The organism is Pseudomonas sp. ME-P-057 (genome assembly GCF_030208975.1).
In the GTDB taxonomy this organism is placed as follows: Bacteria; Pseudomonadota; Gammaproteobacteria; order Pseudomonadales; family Pseudomonadaceae; genus Aquipseudomonas; species Aquipseudomonas lutea.
This window is the reverse complement of record NZ_JARVSX010000001.1, coordinates 197,422-212,603: the sequence shown is the minus strand read 5'-3', so window position 1 is coordinate 212,603 and position 15,182 is coordinate 197,422. Positions and strand designations below refer to the sequence as shown.

Genomic DNA, 15,182 nt, shown 5'->3' with positions numbered 1-15,182 from the left:
GCGTACACATGGTGGGACCGGCTTCAGCCGGGAAGAGGCCAGTACCTGCGACCTCAATTTCCCGGTTGTTAAGACGGACGCCTTCGCGGCTAAAGCCGGTCCTACCAGTCGGCGCCAAAGCAGACTAGTTCGGCTGGTCTGCCAGCATCGCCTCATACCCTTCCTGATACGTCGCATAACGGGGTCTCCAGCCCAGCGCCTTGATGCGGGCGTTGCTGCAACGTTTACTCCCGGTGCGCCGCACACTGTTTGCATCCGACCACTCGGTGACGCCCAGGCGCTTTCGCAACCAGTCGACCACTTCAGCCAAGGGCACCGGCGCATCATCGACGCCGATGTAGCAGTCTTCCAGCACCTTGCCATCTGCCGCGGCGCGCAGTAAAAACGCCAGCAGTCCGGCTGCGTCATCAGCATGAATACGGTTGCCATACAGCGGCGGCTCGCTCGCGACGCTATAGCCTTGACGTACACGGTTCATCAAATCGCTACGCCCCGGACCGTAGATGCCGGTAAGCCTGACAATGGTGGCGGCGACTCCGCTCTCCAGAGCAACCTGCTCTGCCTCGCGCATAACCTGGCCGGAAAAGCCGGTGGCTTCAGCAGGCGACGTTTCATCGACCCACTCACCTTGTTGCTGCCCGTACACACTGCTGCTGGAGACGAATATAAGACGCTTTGGTTTCTGACCGCTGCGTTCGCTCCACCCCAACACGTGTCGAAGTCCGTCCACGTAAGCAGCTCGGTAGCCCGCCTCATCCCGCTCGGTGGGCGTTGCGCAATAGACCAGAAAATCCAGCCGGCCCTCCGGCCAGTGCGCCGGAATACGGGCATCGAACAGATTGCCACTGACGGCAAGTACACCCGTGGGCAATTTCTCTATTGACCGCCGCAGGCCATAGACGGTCCAGTCGTCGGGCAACAGTTGGGAGGCGAGCCGGCTCCCGATATCGCCACATCCAGCAATCAGAACGGATGGCGCTGACATGTCCAATCTCCCCATCATTTGTTGAATTTCGGCCCGTAAATCGGACTTTAAAACCGACCATTGGGAAGCATTCTCAGGAAAAAAGAGACGCTCTTACTTTTGTTAACAAGAATTACTTGCAATAATGGCGACCCTTTGTTCTCCTCCGCTCGCCTCGCGCCAGCGTGACGCTCTCAGAACGAACACCTATTTTTATATCAGGTCGGGCCAGCATGACACCTATTCAAACTCCCGCTTCGTCAATCGCCAATCGAGGTCTGCCACGGGCAGGTCGCGCCTTTGCCGCGCTGCTTTTAAGCCTGATGCTGACGCCTGTCGCCCTCGCTGACTCCACTGCCCCCGCGCAGAAACCAGCGGTGCAGGCCGAGACACCAGCGGCCACACCGGTTGACCCTGCAGCAGCGCCAACCGTTCAAGAGTTGACACCGGCTTCTGCCCCGACTGATCCGGCGGAGCCTGCCGCGGAAGATAACAGCCTGGGCATGTCCCACGATCTCTCGCCGTGGGGCATGTACAAAAACGCTGACATCATCGTTAAAGCAGTGATGATCGGCCTGGCCATTGCGTCGGTGATTACCTGGACTATCTGGATTGCCAAGGGCTTCGAGTTGCTGGGCGCCAAGCGCCGTCTGCGCGGCGAGATTGCAGCGTTGAAACGTGCGCGCAACCTGGACGAAGCCAGCGCAGGGGCAAAGAAAGAAGGCACCCTTTCCCATTTGCTTGTGCACGACGCCATGGAAGAGATGCGCCTGTCGGTCAACACGCGTGAGCGCGAAGGCATCAAGGAACGCGTTGCTTTCCGTCTTGAGCGACTGGTCGCAGCCTGTGGCCGCAACATGAGCATGGGCACTGGCGTCCTCGCCACCATCGGTTCGACTGCGCCGTTCGTAGGCCTGTTCGGCACCGTCTGGGGGATTATGAACAGCTTCATCGGCATCGCTAAAACCCAGACCACCAACCTTGCCGTGGTTGCACCCGGCATCGCTGAAGCATTGCTGGCCACTGCACTGGGCCTGGTTGCTGCGATCCCTGCCGTAGTCATCTACAACGTCTTTGCCCGCTCCATCGCCGGTTACAAGGCTCAAGTCTCCGACGCCTCGGCGCAGGTTCTCTTGTTGGTCAGCCGAGATCTGGATCACCAGCCTGCGGCCGAGCGCAGCCAACCACCGCACATGGTAAAAATGGGGTAAACCATGGGCCTGCATTTGAAAGAAGGCGACGACGAGCTCGCCGAAAACCACGAAATCAACGTAACGCCGTTCATCGACGTCATGCTGGTGCTGCTGATCATCTTCATGGTCGCAGCACCGCTGGCGACGGTAGACATCAAAGTCGACTTGCCGGCGTCCACAGCCAAACCTGCTCCTCGACCCGAGAAGCCCGTTTTCCTGAGCGTCAAGGCGGACCAGAGCTTGTACCTGGGCGATGAAAAGGTCGCACGCGAGCAGATCGGCCAAGTGCTGGATGCCAAAACCAAGGGCAAGAAAGACACCACCATCTTCTTCCAGGCCGACAAGGGCGTGGATTACGGCGACCTGATGGACGTCATGAATGCCCTGCGCGGCGCAGGCTACCTGAAGGTGGGCCTGGTGGGTCTTGAGACGGTTGGTAAGAAATGATCAATACGCGCCAAAAACTGACGCGCTATAGCGGTAGTCTGTTGTTGGTGCTGGCGGTCCATGCCGTGGCGATCATCGTCGCATTGCGCTGGCCGTCCTCGCAGGCCATCGAACTGCCGCCAGCAGCCATGATGGTCGAGCTGGCACCTGCGCCGGAGCCAGCGCCACCACCACCGCCCAAAGTCGTGCAGCCGCCACAGCCGCCTGCGCCCGAAGAGCAACTGCCGATCCCGCCCATTGCAGAAGCGCCAAAGGCTGAGATCGCCGTTCCCAAACCGGTCAAACCCAAGCCCAAACCACAGCCGCCCAAGCCTGTGAAAAAGGTCGAGCCTCCCAAGGAAGAGAAGCCGGCAGACGACAAACCGCTGGACGCCCCGCCGTCCAACGCCAAGCCGGAGAAGTCCGCTTCACCGCAGCCGGCCGCACCCACCCCGCCAAGCAATGCATTACCTACCTGGCAGGGTGAATTGCTAAGCCACCTGAGCAAGTTCAAGCGCTACCCGGAAGACGCGCGACGTCGGGGCATGCAAGGCACCAGCCGTCTGCGCTTCGTGGTCGACGGTGAGGGCCGTGTATTGTCCTACGAGCTGGCAGGAGGTTCGGGCAGTGCTTCGCTGGATCGCGCAACGCTGGAAATGATCCGCCGCGCCCAGCCGTTGCCCAAGCCACCACCGGAATTATTGAAGAATGGATCGCTGGAAGTCGTAGCGCCTTTCGTTTATTCACTCGATAAGCGCTGAAACGATAATTTTGTCAGTCGCGACGGGTTGATAACGTGCGTCTATCGATTGCACCCGCTATGCTGGGGCCGCAACTTCATGGACGCACGTTATGACCCTCACAGAATTGCGCTATATCGTTACCCTCGCTCAAGAGCAGCACTTTGGCCACGCCGCCGAACGCTGCCATGTCAGCCAGCCGACCCTGTCGGTGGGCGTCAAAAAGCTGGAAGATGAACTCGGTGTGCTGATTTTCGAGCGCAGCAAGAGCGCCGTACGTCTGACCCCGGTTGGCGAAGGCATCGTCGCTCAAGCGCAAAAGGTGCTTGAACAGGCTCAAGGCATTCGCGAACTGGCTCAGACCGGCAAGAATCAGCTGACCGCCCCCCTCAAAGTTGGCGCGATCTACACCGTCGGCCCTTACCTCTTTCCTCATCTGATCCCTCAACTGCACCGGGTTGCCCCGCAGATGCCGTTGTACATCGAGGAAAACTTCACGCACGTACTGCGCGACAAGCTGCGTAATGGCGAGCTCGACGCGATTATCATTGCGTTGCCGTTTAACGAAGCAGACGTGTTGACCATGTCGCTCTACGACGAGCCGTTCTACGTGCTGATGCCTGCCGACCACCCCTGGACCCAGAAGAAAACCATTGATGCCTCCGCGCTCAATGACAAAAGTCTGCTGTTACTGGGTGAAGGCCACTGTTTCCGGGACCAGGTGCTTGAAGCCTGTCCGACGCTGGTCAAAGGCGGCGACGCTGCCAAGCACACCACCGTAGAGTCCAGTTCGCTGGAAACCATCCGCCACATGGTCGCGTCCGGACTGGGCGTCTCGATCCTGCCGATGTCAGCGGTCGATAGCCATCATTACGCGCCCGGCGTGATCGAAGTGCGTCCGCTGTCGCCTCCTGTGCCGTTCCGCACGGTGGCAATCGCCTGGCGCGCCAGCTTCCCTCGGCCGAAAGCCATCGAAATCCTGGCTGACTCAATTCGTCTGTGCTCCGTGGCTCGTCCCAAAGCGCAGGCTGAAGCGAGCTGACTGACGGTATGACGGAGCTGTCTCATGTCTCGGTCACGGCGCTGAAAGGCGTCGGCGAGGCCATGGCTGAAAAGCTGTCGAAAGTCGGTCTTGAGAACATTCAGGACGTGCTGTTCCACCTGCCGCTGCGCTATCAGGACCGTACCCGGGTTGTGCCCATTGGCCAATTGCGCCCGGGCCAGGACGCCGTGATCGAAGGCGTGGTGAGCGGCGCCGACGTGGTGATGGGCAAGCGCCGTAGCTTGCTGGTCCGACTCGGCGACGGCACGGGTGTGTTGAGCTTGCGCTTTTACCATTTCAGCAATGCCCAGAAAGACAGCCTCAAGCGCGGCACTCATGTGAGGTGCTACGGCGAAGCCAGGCCCGGCGCGTCAGGACTTGAGATCTACCACCCGGAGTATCGCGCGATCACTGGCGACGAACCCGTCCCGGTGGAGCAAACGCTGACTCCCATCTACCCGACCACCGAAGGCCTGACTCAGCAGCGACTGCGGCAGTTGTGCCAGCAAAGCCTGTCGATGCTCGGACCCAAAAGCCTGCCCGACTGGCTGCCGGACGAGCTGGCACGCGATTACCAACTGGCTCCGCTGGCTGACGCCATCCATTACCTGCACAACCCTCCCGCCGATGCCGACGTTGAAGAGCTTGCGTTGGGCCACCATTGGGCGCAGCACCGGTTGGCGTTCGAGGAGTTGCTGACCCACCAACTCTCCCAGCAACGCCTGCGCGAAAGCCTTCGCTCCCAACGCGCGCCTGCACTGCCGGCGGCCAAGTGCTTGCCAAAGAAATTCCTCGCCAACCTCGGATTTCCGCCCACAGGCGCGCAGCAGCGCGTCGGTAACGAAATCGCCTACGACCTGAGTCAGCCCGAGCCGATGCTTCGGCTTATTCAAGGCGACGTGGGTGCTGGCAAGACGGTTGTCGCTGCACTTGCGGCTTTGCAAGCTCTCGAAGCGGGCTATCAAGTTGCGCTGATGGCACCGACCGAAATCCTCGCGGAACAGCACTTCATCAACTTCACCCGCTGGCTGGAGCCGCTTGGCATAGAAACCGCCTGGCTGGCCGGGAAGCTGAAAGGCAAGGCACGCGCGGCATCCCTGGCGCAGATTGCCGGTGGCACTCCCATGGTGGTCGGGACCCATGCCTTGTTTCAGGACGAGGTGCAATTCAAGAACCTGGCGTTGGTCATCATCGATGAACAGCACCGTTTCGGGGTTCAGCAGCGTCTGGCTTTGCGCAAAAAAGGTGTGGGCGGCTCAATGTGCCCACATCAGTTGATCATGACTGCCACCCCTATCCCGCGCACGCTGGCGATGAGCGCCTACGCCGACCTGGACACCTCGATACTTGACGAACTGCCACCGGGTCGTACCCCGGTGAACACCGTTCTGGTGGTCGACAGCCGGCGTATTGAAGTCGTCGAGCGGGTGCGCAATGCGTGCGCCGAGGGTCGGCAAGCGTACTGGGTGTGCACACTGATCGAGGAGTCGGAAGAGCTGACATGCCAGGCGGCCGAGACGACATTCGAGGAGTTGACGAGCGCGCTGGGCGAGCTCAAGGTCGGCTTGATTCACGGGCGCATGAAGGCGGCCGAGAAAGCCGCTGTCATGGCCGAATTCAAGCAGGGCAACTTGCAGCTGCTGATTGCGACGACAGTCATCGAAGTGGGTGTCGACGTCCCCAACGCGAGCCTGATGATTATCGAAAATCCGGAACGTCTGGGGCTGGCTCAGCTCCACCAATTGCGCGGGCGGGTCGGTCGCGGCAGTGCGGCCAGTCACTGCGTGCTGCTCTACCATCCGCCGCTTTCGCAGATTGGTCGTCAGCGACTGGGCATCATGCGTGAAACCAACGATGGCTTCGTTATTGCCGAGAAGGATCTGGAACTGCGCGGTCCTGGTGAGATGCTCGGTACGCGCCAGACGGGGCTGCTACAGTTCAAAGTCGCCGATTTGATGCGCGATGCTGATTTGCTTCCTGCGGTACGAGACGCCGCACAGGCGCTGCTCGAACGCTGGCCACAGCATGTCAGCCCGCTGCTGGAGCGCTGGCTGCGCCACGGTCAGCAGTACGGGCAAGTGTGATGCAGTCTTCGCTCCATCAGCGTGTCTCACCTCTATAACAACCAAGCTGGTTATACTTCAGCAATTGTAGGAATCTGGATACAGGCCATGACAGAAGCTGCCCACATCGACGCGACCCCACACTGCCCTGCTGTCATTCGGCAGTTGCTCGGCAAAGCCGCCATCAACTTCCAGGAAGTGACTGACAACGAGGCTTTGCCTCTTGATCAGAAGGTGCAGGCCATCCTGGTTGATGACTCGGTTGGCGCGCTGTTCATCCTGTTTCCGCAAAACCAGCTGCTCGATCTCAATCGCATCACCGAGTTGACCGGTCGCAAGTTGAAAGCCGTGCCTAAAGAGTCGCTCGACCTCATGCTGATCAAGCATAAGTTGGGCACGCTGCCCGGCCTGCCATCCTTGACCAGCTCGCCTTGTCTGTATGAAGAACGCATTCTGTCGGGTTCTACCGTTCTGATCGACTCGGGCGAGCCGGGCCTGCTGCTGGAAATCAGCAGCGAAGACTTCAAAACGTTATTGGCCAAGGCAAGCGCCGCCCGCTTTGGCGAACCAGTGACGTCTGTCATTCCTAACCTCACACGTCCCGATGACGACCGCGAGGAGATCACCAAGGCTGTACAGAACTTCACCGCCCGGCGCATTCAGCAGCGCCTGGAATCTACGGTTGAAATCCCGCCGCTGGCCGACACCGCGCAGAAGATCATCAAACTGCGTGTCGACCCCGACGCCACCATTGATGACATCACCGGCGTGGTCGAGACCGATCCGGCACTGGCTGCACAGGTTGTCAGCTGGGCGGCGTCACCGTACTACGGCTCGGCCGGCAAAATCCGTTCGGTAGAAGACGCGATCGTTCGGGTACTGGGCTTTGATCTGGTCATCAACCTTGCACTTGGCCTTGCGCTGGGCAAAACCCTGGCGTTGCCCAAGGATCACCCGCAGCAGGCGACCCCTTACTGGCAGCAGTCAATCTATACCGCCGCGATCATCGAGGGCCTCACACGCGCCATGCCGCGCGCCGAGCGCCCGGAAAACGGGCTTACATACCTTGCCGGGTTGCTTCACAACTTTGGTTACTTACTGCTCGCACACGTATTTCCGCCACACTTTTCGCTGATCTGCCGTCAGATCGAAGTGAACCCGCATTTGCATCACAGCTTCGTCGAGCAGCACTTGCTGGGCATCACGCGCGAACAGATCGGTTCGTGGCTGATGCGCAATTGGGACATGCCGGAAGAGTTGGTCATCGCTCTGCGCTTCCAGCACGATCCTCACTACGCAGGCGAGCATCACAAATACGCGAACCTGGTGTGTCTCGCGGTGAGATTGCTGCGCAAGGAAGGCATCGGTTCAGGCCCGATGGAGGCCATCCCGGACGAACTGCTCGAGCGCTTGAAGCTCTCTCGCGAGAAGGCTCAGGACGTCGTGAAGAAAGTGCTGGAGGCCGAGGTGCTGTTGCGCGAACTGGCTGCCCAGTTCAGCTGATTTCCGAGTATCCAGCGGCGCCTTGAAGCAATTTCAGGCGCCGCTTTGCTCGCAAGCGCGGCGTGTCAACGCTGGAATGCCGAATGACACAGCGCGGTCGCCAGCAAGCCGCGCCTACAAGTTTGTGGCGCCTACTTCTTCTTGCGCGGCTTCAGATACTTTGTGAGCCCCTGAAACCACATCACCAGCCCTGTATTGCCGATGACCTGAATATTTTTGTCCTGAATGCCCTGCATAAAGGCCAGTTGCTTGTTCCGGGCCTGCATCGTGGCGAAGCCATATTCGGCGTCTTTGAACGAAATGACAAAGGCGGGCGCAGCGAAGGTACCAGCGCGGCTCCTGACGCGCTGATCACGCACAACGAAGTGCCTGGCGATTTTTCCATCAGCGGTCTGCAGTTGAAACGCCAAGTCCTTGCCTGCAAGTTGCTGCTGAAATGCAGGGTTGTTGCGGCTGGCTCTGGCCATCAACAGGCCCAACATCCAGAGTAAAAAACGAAACTTCATGCGTGAGGCCTCAAGGGAGCGACTGCGTCGGCGAATGTGCGCAGTGTAGCGAGCTTGAGCGGTCGATGAATGAGCAGAACCGGCGGGTCGCAAAGTGGCGCGCCATACCCTGCAAACGACGCGGCGATTTTTCGTATTGCCATAAAAAATGGGCATGCCGGTTGACCGGCATGCCCATTTTTTTGCTGCTCGCCTGTTTAGGGCATTCAGCCAATTACTTTTTCTTGGCAGCGGGCGCTTTGGTTGCTGCGGCTTTGGCCGGCTTGGCTTCTTTGGCTGCTGCAGCCGGTTTGGCTGGCTTGGCCGGCTTGATCGAGTCAGGGTTGACGCTGTCTTTGAGGAACTTGCCTGGCTTGAACGCCACAGTGTTGCTGGCCTTGATCTTGACTGGCTCACCGGTTTGAGGATTTTTACCTGTGCGGGCACCACGATGGCGCTGCAAGAACGTGCCGAAGCCAACCAGCGTAACGCTGTCTTTCTTGTGCAGTGCGTTGGTGATTTCGTCGAGGACGGCGTTGAGGACGCGATTGGCTTGTTCTTTGGTGAGATCTGCTTTCTCGGCGATAGCCGCTGCAAGTTCTGGTTTGCGCATATGTAGCCTCTTTTACGGTTTTTTGTTTTTATGTCCCGTGCAGCCCTTGCGGACAGCGAGCAGGTGCCGCAACTGCTCTACGTTGCGGCAGACCGGAATGAGAATGGCACGCCGCCGACCCCCGCGCCAGTACAGGGGCTGCGTTTGTTTCAACTAAAAGAAGGCTTATCCGACAGAACGACAGGTATTTATGCCAGCAGCGAAGGCAACGCTTTGTTCAGCGCAAGCTTCTCCATCACGGCAGTGCCTGTCAGCGCATAACCCAGCAAGTTACCTTCCGGGTCGCGGCACAGCGCTTTGATGTCAGCGCCCTCGCCTTCGACGGCCCATGTGCCCTCAGAGCCCTTGGGCGGCGGCGACACCACCAACGGACAGACCGGTGTTTTGACAGTGACCGGCATGGGGCCATAGCTAACGGCTGCAGGCGTACCGTTCAGGGTCTGCGCCAAGGCACGCGCGCAGTTCATCAATGGCATGACGTAAAGCAGGTTGAGCCCATCGACCTCTGCACAGTCACCCAACGCATAGATGTTGGCGTGCGAGGTTTGCAGCTGCCGGTCAACCACGACGCCGCGTCCGATCTCGAGCCCGGCTGCGGCCGCCAGATCCGTTCGAGGGCGCAAGCCGATCGCAGACACCACTAGGTCGCAATGCAGCACTTCGCCATCGGACAAATGCGCCTCAAGTCCGTCTGCGGCGCGCTCAAGACGCGTCAACAGCGGCCCGAGATGGAAACGCGCGCCCAGGCTCTCCAGCCCGGCCTGAACAGCCGCGGCCGCCTGTGAGGGCAGCAGCGTGGGCATTACCTGCTCGCATGGGGCCACGACATCGACCTCGTAGCCGCCCAGAATAAGATCATTGGCGAATTCGCAGCCGATCAGTCCCGCGCCCAGGATCAGCACCCGTCGCTTTCCGGCGGCAGCGGCACGAAAGCGCGCGTAGTCTTCGAGATCATTGATCGGAAATACGGCATCACCGGCGTCACCCGCCACCGGTACGCGCACCGTTTCCGCCCCCCAGGCCAAGATCAAATCACGGTAGTACACGGCCTCCTCGCCCACCCACAGACGCTTGTGTCCAGGGTCAATGCCGCTGACGCGCGTATGCGTGCGGACTTCGGCCTTAAGCTGCTCGGCCATTGTCCCTGGTTCAGCCATGCTCAGGCCGTCCGCTTCCTTGTTCTTGCCGAAGCCGGTAGAGAGCATCGGCTTGGAGTACGAGCGGCCGTCGTCGGCCGTGATCAGCAGCAGCGGCGTCTCGCCATCCAGCTTGCGAAATTCTCGAGCGAGGTTGTAGCCCGCGAGGCCGGTGCCGATGATCACGACAGGTGCGTTCATTGAGTTCTCCAAAGGGGGTTGGGGTCGTCGGCGGATTAGCCGATTTCGATCATTTCAAAATCCATTTTGCCAACGCCGCAGTCGGGACACAGCCAATCTTCGGGTACGTCCTGCCAAAGGGTGCCAGGCGCGATACCGTCATCCGGCCAGCCATCGGCTTCGTTATAGATCAGGCCACAGACTATGCATTGCCACTTTTTCATCGCTCGGTTCTCTTGGTTTCAGGCTAGACGTCCCACACGCTCCGCTGTCTTCGCGAAGTTTATCGAATGGGTCAGGCCTTGTACTGATCACCGCGCGATGACGCAAGTTTCATCGATACAGCGGTCACAGACTTTTAGGAACTGGTCGAATGTGACTAGCCTGGAGCGCGTCAGCGGCGACACCGCGAAACATAGGGTGCCCACAACGGCCCCTTCCCGGCTAAAGCCGGTCCCACTAACACCGCATACCCAGTGGGGCTGGCTTTAGCTGGTCCCACTAACACCGCATATCCAGTGGGGCTGGCTTTAGCTGGTCCCACTAACGCCGCATATCCAGTGGGACTGGCTTTAGCCGGGAAGGCGTCAGTTGACTCAGCGCAAAAAAGGGCGGCGCTTCGGTCGTCGGTCAGCAATCGCAATCATGCTAAGCTCGCCGCATCGATGGCCGCCAATATTCGTTCCCCGTGACCCAGCAAACCCCTGCCTTTCCAGCGCCCGTGTGGCTACTTCGCGATCAAGTTCCCGAATCACCTTCGCCCCTTGTTCTCGAGTGGCTGTTTCACGAAGACTCCCTCACTCGACGCCTGACCCGCCTTTCTGATAACCGATTCAGCGTGAAGCCGCTGTATGAAGGATGGCAACGGCTGCGCGACGATGAATGCAGTCTGCTGCAACTGCCCGCAGGCAGCGAAGGTTGGGTGCGTGAGGTCTATTTGCTCGGCGACGATGAACGATGGGTATTTGCCCGCAGCGTTGCTGGCCGCACCGCGCTGGAACGCGACGGTCTGCACATGGACGCACTCGGTACCCGTTCCCTGGGGGAATTGTTGTTCAGCGATAAAGCCTTTGAGCGCGGCCCTTTGCAGGTGTGCCGTTACCCGGCGCAGTGGTTGCCGGAGGCTGACTCGCAGCCGGATCTATGGGGTCGCCGCTCCTGCTTCAGCCGAGCAGCGTTGAGCATTCTGGTGGCGGAAGTGTTCCTGCCCACTGCCTGGCGCGCCATCAACGCCACCCACCCGCTGCACGCTCAGGAGAATCGTTGATGTACGTGTCATTGCTCAAGTCTCTGAACCGTCTGCATCCACGCGTCTGGGACTTCATCCAGCTCACGCGCATCGACAAGCCCATCGGCGTTTACCTGTTGCTCTGGCCCACACTCTGGGCCGTGTGGATCGCAGGCAAAGGCTCGCCATCCCTGAGTACGCTGTTCATCTTCGTCGTCGGCGTGTTTCTGATGCGCGCGGCGGGCTGCGTGATCAACGACTATGCCGACCGCAAGGTGGACGGCCACGTCAAACGTACCGAGCAGCGGCCGCTGGTCAGTGGCAAGGTAAAGCCTAAAGAAGCCTTGACGCTCTTTGCTGTGCTGGTGGCGCTGAGCTTCATACTGGTCTTGTTCACCAATGCGACCACCATCTGGCTGTCTGTCGGCGGGCTGGCCCTTGCGGCCTGTTACCCGTTCATGAAGCGCTACACCTACTACCCTCAGGTGGTATTGGGCGCCGCGTTTTCCTGGGGCATGCCCATGGCGTTTACCGCTGAAACCGGTGAGCTGCCCGCCGCTGCCTGGCTGCTGTACATCGCCAATCTTCTATGGACGGTAGGGTACGACACGTACTACGCGATGACGGACCGCGAAGACGATTTGAAGATAGGCGTGAAGTCGACCGCCGTACTGTTCGGCGACGCTGACAGAGTGATCATCCTGACGCTGCAATGCCTGGCGTTGCTTTGCCTGATGCTCGCGGGTTCACGCTTCGAGCTGGGCCTGTACTTCTTCATCGGCCTGCTCACAGCGGCGGGTTGTTTTGTATGGGAATTCTGGTCAACGCGGGACAAGGATCCGCAGGCCTGCTTCAAGGCTTTCCTGCACAACCACTGGGCAGGGCTGGCGATTTTTGTGGGCATCGTCCTGGACTATGCGCTGCGTTGACCCAGCCGGCCAACGCAGCAGCAAGCTCAGATCAGGGCTTTGCGATGTGCCAGACGTCGCCTTTGCCGTCACCGGTTTTGTCGCCAGCGGCTTTGTCATTTTTGAAGGTATACAGCGGCTTGCCTTTATAAACCCACTGCGAGGCGCCGTCGTCGCGCTTGATGATGGTCCAGTCGCCCTCAGCCTTGTCGCTTGAGCTGGCAGTCAGCGGCGGCCAGTCGGTTGCGCATTGATCGTTGCACACCGATTTGCCCGCAGAGGTGTCCTTGTCATAGGTGTAGAGGGTCATGCCTTTGTGATCGGTCAGCGCTCCATCGCTAGTCATTGCAGGCGCCGCTGCGAATGCCATGCCGGAGGATGCCAGCGCAGCCGCGGACAAAAGACGTACCAGTGCGGAAGAAATTCGGGTCATGGATGAATCCTCTATTGTCTGTCGTTGTGTGGACATTTCTTGTAGGACAAGCCGTCAGCTTAGCGCTAGACCTCCCGATAAGCCTAGTCCGAACTAACCTGTCACACGACTGCAATAATTCCGTTATCTAATGCGGCCCAAGACAGATAAATGACATGAGGTTCGAGGCATGGTTGGCAGGAGCATTCTGATCGTCGACGACGAAGCGCCCATTCGCGAAATGATTGCCGTCGCACTGGAGATGGCTGGCTATGACTGCATCGAGGCCGAAAACTCGCAACAGGCTCACGCCGTTATCGTCGACCGCAAGCCGGACCTCATCCTGCTTGACTGGATGCTGCCCGGGACATCCGGCATCGAGCTGGCTCGCCGTCTGAAGCGCGACGAGCTCACCGGCGATATTCCGATCATCATGCTCACGGCCAAAGGCGAAGAAGACAACAAGATCCAGGGCCTTGAAGTCGGCGCCGACGACTACATCACCAAACCCTTCTCCCCCCGCGAGCTGGTCGCCCGGCTCAAGGCCGTGCTGCGTCGGGCTGCGCCGAATGACGGCGAATCGCCCATCGAAGTGGGCGGCTTGCTGCTGGACCCGATCAGCCACCGCGTGACCATCGACGGTACTCCTGCCGAGATGGGCCCGACCGAATACCGCCTGCTGCAATTCTTCATGACCCACCAGGAACGCGCCTACACCCGCGGGCAGCTGCTCGATCAGGTCTGGGGCGGAAACGTTTACGTCGAAGAGCGCACCGTGGATGTCCACATCCGGCGTCTGCGCAAAGCCCTCGGCGAGGCTTACGAAAATCTGGTACAAACCGTCCGCGGTACTGGCTACCGTTTCTCCACCAAAAGCTGAGAAAGCTTTCGGCAGCGATTCAGACCGCTGAAGACAAGGACGCGTTAATTGAATCACAACTGGCATGGCACCCTGATCCGCCACTTGCTGATGTTGGTCACAGTCTCGCTGCTGGCCGGTTTGATCAGCGGCCATTACGGCGGGTGCCTGGCAATCGGTCTGGGGCTGTATCTGGCCTGGACCCTCAAACAGCTGCTGCGCCTGCACGAATGGCTTCGCCATCACAAACCCGACGAGCCACCGCCAGACGGTTACGGTTTATGGGGTGAGGTCTTTGACAGCATCTACCATCTGCAACGTCGCGACCAGCGCGTCCGCGGTCGGCTGCAGGCGGTAATCGACCGCGTTCAGGAATCCACAGCCGCGCTGAAAGACGCCGTGATCATGCTCGACAGCGACGGCAATCTGGAGTGGTGGAACCGTGCGGCTGAAACACTGCTGGGCTTGAAGACCCCGCAAGACAGCGGCCAGCCTGTGACCAATCTGGTGCGCCATCCGCGCTTCAAAGAATACTTCGAGCACGCCAATTACGCCGAACCGCTGGAAATCCCGTCGCCGGTCAATGACCGTCTGCGCATTCAGATGCTGATCACGCGCTACGGCAATAATGAGCACCTGATGCTGGTCCGTGACGTGACGCGTATGCACCAGCTGGAGCAGATGCGCAAAGACTTCGTCGCCAACGTGTCGCATGAGTTGCGCACACCGCTGACGGTGATCTGCGGTTACCTGGAGACGCTGCTGGACAACGTCGAAGAGGTGAATCCGCGCTGGGTGCGTGCGCTGCAGCAGATGCATCAACAAGGCGGACGCATGCAGACGCTGCTCAACGACTTGCTGTTGCTGGCCAAACTGGAAGCCACCGACTACCCGTCCGACAATCAGCCCGTGGCGGTTTCCGCTTTGCTGCAAAGCATCACCAACGATGCGCAGGCCCTGTCGGGGAGCAAGAATCAGCACATCACCCTGGAACTGGAAAGCGATGTCAGCCTCAAGGGCAGTGAGGCGGAACTGCGCAGCGCGTTCTCGAACCTGATCTTCAATGCCGTCAAATACACGCCGGCCGAGGGCAAGATCCGCATCCGTTGGTGGAGCGATGGGCGCGGTGCGCACCTGAGCGTGCAGGACTCGGGCATTGGCATCGACAGTAAACACATTCCGCGCCTGACCGAACGTTTCTACCGCGTCGACTCCAGCCGCGCATCCAACACCGGTGGCACCGGTCTGGGCCTGGCCATCGTCAAACACGTGCTGTTGCGCCATCGGGCAGCGCTGGAGATCAACAGCGTGCCTGGCAAGGGCAGCGTGTTTATCTGCAACTTTGCCCCCAACCAGATGACCAAGCCCTAGGCAAGCCTGTGGATAGCCGCTAAATTGCCCCCTTACGCCCTCTAATTGTGAGGGCTTGT

15 protein-coding genes and 1 pseudogene are annotated in these 15,182 nt (G+C 59.7%); 10 read left to right on the top strand and 6 right to left on the bottom strand.

Features of this window, described 5'->3' with window-relative positions; genetic code table 11:
• Window positions 1-124 precede the first annotated feature (124 nt).
• Window positions 125-985 (bottom strand): SDR family oxidoreductase, encoded by an 861-nt coding sequence (locus QRN48_RS00970; protein WP_191944165.1) that lies wholly within the window; start codon window positions 983-985, stop codon window positions 125-127.
• Between the two features lie 212 nt (window positions 986-1,197).
• Here QRN48_RS00970 and exbB point away from each other — a divergent pair, with 212 nt between their 5' ends.
• The 6 genes from exbB (at window position 1,198) to QRN48_RS00940 (ending at window position 7,931) form a co-directional block, all read left to right on the top strand.
• Window positions 1,198-2,175: a tonB-system energizer ExbB gene (gene exbB, locus QRN48_RS00965; protein WP_037016721.1), complete on the top strand. Its 978-nt coding sequence runs from the start codon at window positions 1,198-1,200 to the stop codon at window positions 2,173-2,175.
• A 3-nt stretch (window positions 2,176-2,178) separates the two neighbouring features.
• Window positions 2,179-2,604 carry a TonB system transport protein ExbD gene (gene exbD / locus QRN48_RS00960; RefSeq protein ID WP_037016723.1) on the top strand — a complete coding sequence of 142 codons (426 nt, stop codon included), beginning with the start codon at window positions 2,179-2,181 and terminating at the stop codon, window positions 2,602-2,604.
• A complete protein-coding gene (locus tag QRN48_RS00955; RefSeq protein WP_037016726.1) occupies window positions 2,601-3,344 on the top strand; it encodes an energy transducer TonB in 744 nt (247 codons plus the stop codon). Before exbD ends, QRN48_RS00955 begins: the two co-directional genes overlap by 4 nt.
• A gap of 91 nt (window positions 3,345-3,435) precedes the next feature.
• Window positions 3,436-4,365, top strand: coding sequence for a hydrogen peroxide-inducible genes activator (locus tag QRN48_RS00950; protein WP_037016729.1), 930 nt, complete (start codon window positions 3,436-3,438; stop codon window positions 4,363-4,365).
• Window positions 4,366-4,373: 8 nt separating this feature from the next.
• Window positions 4,374-6,449 carry an ATP-dependent DNA helicase RecG gene (recG, locus tag QRN48_RS00945; protein WP_285348404.1) on the top strand — a complete coding sequence of 692 codons (2,076 nt, stop codon included), beginning with the start codon at window positions 4,374-4,376 and terminating at the stop codon, window positions 6,447-6,449.
• Window positions 6,450-6,536: 87 nt separating this feature from the next.
• Entirely contained in the window at window positions 6,537-7,931 is a 1,395-nt protein-coding gene (locus QRN48_RS00940; protein WP_037016734.1) for an HDOD domain-containing protein, read from the top strand.
• A 131-nt stretch (window positions 7,932-8,062) separates the two neighbouring features.
• Here the strand turns inward: QRN48_RS00940 and QRN48_RS00935 are convergent, their stop codons facing one another.
• The 4 genes and pseudogenes from QRN48_RS00935 to QRN48_RS00920 all read right to left on the bottom strand — a co-directional run bounded on the left by QRN48_RS00935 (window position 8,063) and on the right by QRN48_RS00920 (window position 10,569).
• The gene (locus QRN48_RS00935; protein ID WP_285348476.1) at window positions 8,063-8,437 is read right to left on the bottom strand and encodes a helicase; all 375 of its coding nucleotides are present in this window, start codon (window positions 8,435-8,437) and stop codon (window positions 8,063-8,065) included.
• 322 nt (window positions 8,438-8,759) lie between these two features.
• Window positions 8,760-9,029: pseudogene (locus QRN48_RS00930) on the bottom strand (HU family DNA-binding protein); the annotation flags it as partial.
• A gap of 188 nt (window positions 9,030-9,217) precedes the next feature.
• Window positions 9,218-10,366: an NAD(P)/FAD-dependent oxidoreductase gene (locus tag QRN48_RS00925; RefSeq protein WP_285348401.1), complete on the bottom strand. Its 1,149-nt coding sequence runs from the start codon at window positions 10,364-10,366 to the stop codon at window positions 9,218-9,220.
• 35 nt (window positions 10,367-10,401) lie between these two features.
• Window positions 10,402-10,569 (bottom strand): rubredoxin, encoded by a 168-nt coding sequence (locus QRN48_RS00920; protein ID WP_002555879.1) that lies wholly within the window; start codon window positions 10,567-10,569, stop codon window positions 10,402-10,404.
• Between the two features lie 464 nt (window positions 10,570-11,033).
• Between QRN48_RS00920 and QRN48_RS00915 the strand changes: the two genes are divergently transcribed.
• Window positions 11,034-11,612, top strand: coding sequence for a chorismate--pyruvate lyase family protein (locus tag QRN48_RS00915; RefSeq protein ID WP_191944170.1), 579 nt, complete (start codon window positions 11,034-11,036; stop codon window positions 11,610-11,612).
• On the top strand, window positions 11,612-12,502 hold the full coding sequence (gene ubiA, locus QRN48_RS00910; protein WP_037016746.1) for a 4-hydroxybenzoate octaprenyltransferase: 891 nt from the start codon (window positions 11,612-11,614) through the stop codon (window positions 12,500-12,502). Before QRN48_RS00915 ends, ubiA begins: the two co-directional genes overlap by 1 nt.
• Before the next feature lie 31 nt (window positions 12,503-12,533).
• Here ubiA and QRN48_RS00905 read toward each other — a convergent pair whose 3' ends face one another.
• Window positions 12,534-12,914, bottom strand: coding sequence for a COG4315 family predicted lipoprotein (locus QRN48_RS00905; protein ID WP_191944171.1), 381 nt, complete (start codon window positions 12,912-12,914; stop codon window positions 12,534-12,536).
• Between the two features lie 169 nt (window positions 12,915-13,083).
• Between QRN48_RS00905 and phoB the strand changes: the two genes are divergently transcribed.
• Both phoB and phoR read left to right on the top strand, forming a co-directional pair.
• Window positions 13,084-13,773 carry a phosphate regulon transcriptional regulator PhoB gene (gene phoB, locus QRN48_RS00900; RefSeq protein ID WP_037016751.1) on the top strand — a complete coding sequence of 230 codons (690 nt, stop codon included), beginning with the start codon at window positions 13,084-13,086 and terminating at the stop codon, window positions 13,771-13,773.
• Window positions 13,774-13,821: 48 nt separating this feature from the next.
• A complete protein-coding gene (gene phoR / locus QRN48_RS00895) occupies window positions 13,822-15,123 on the top strand; it encodes a phosphate regulon sensor histidine kinase PhoR (protein ID WP_037016753.1) in 1,302 nt (433 codons plus the stop codon).
• Window positions 15,124-15,182 lie beyond the last annotated feature (59 nt).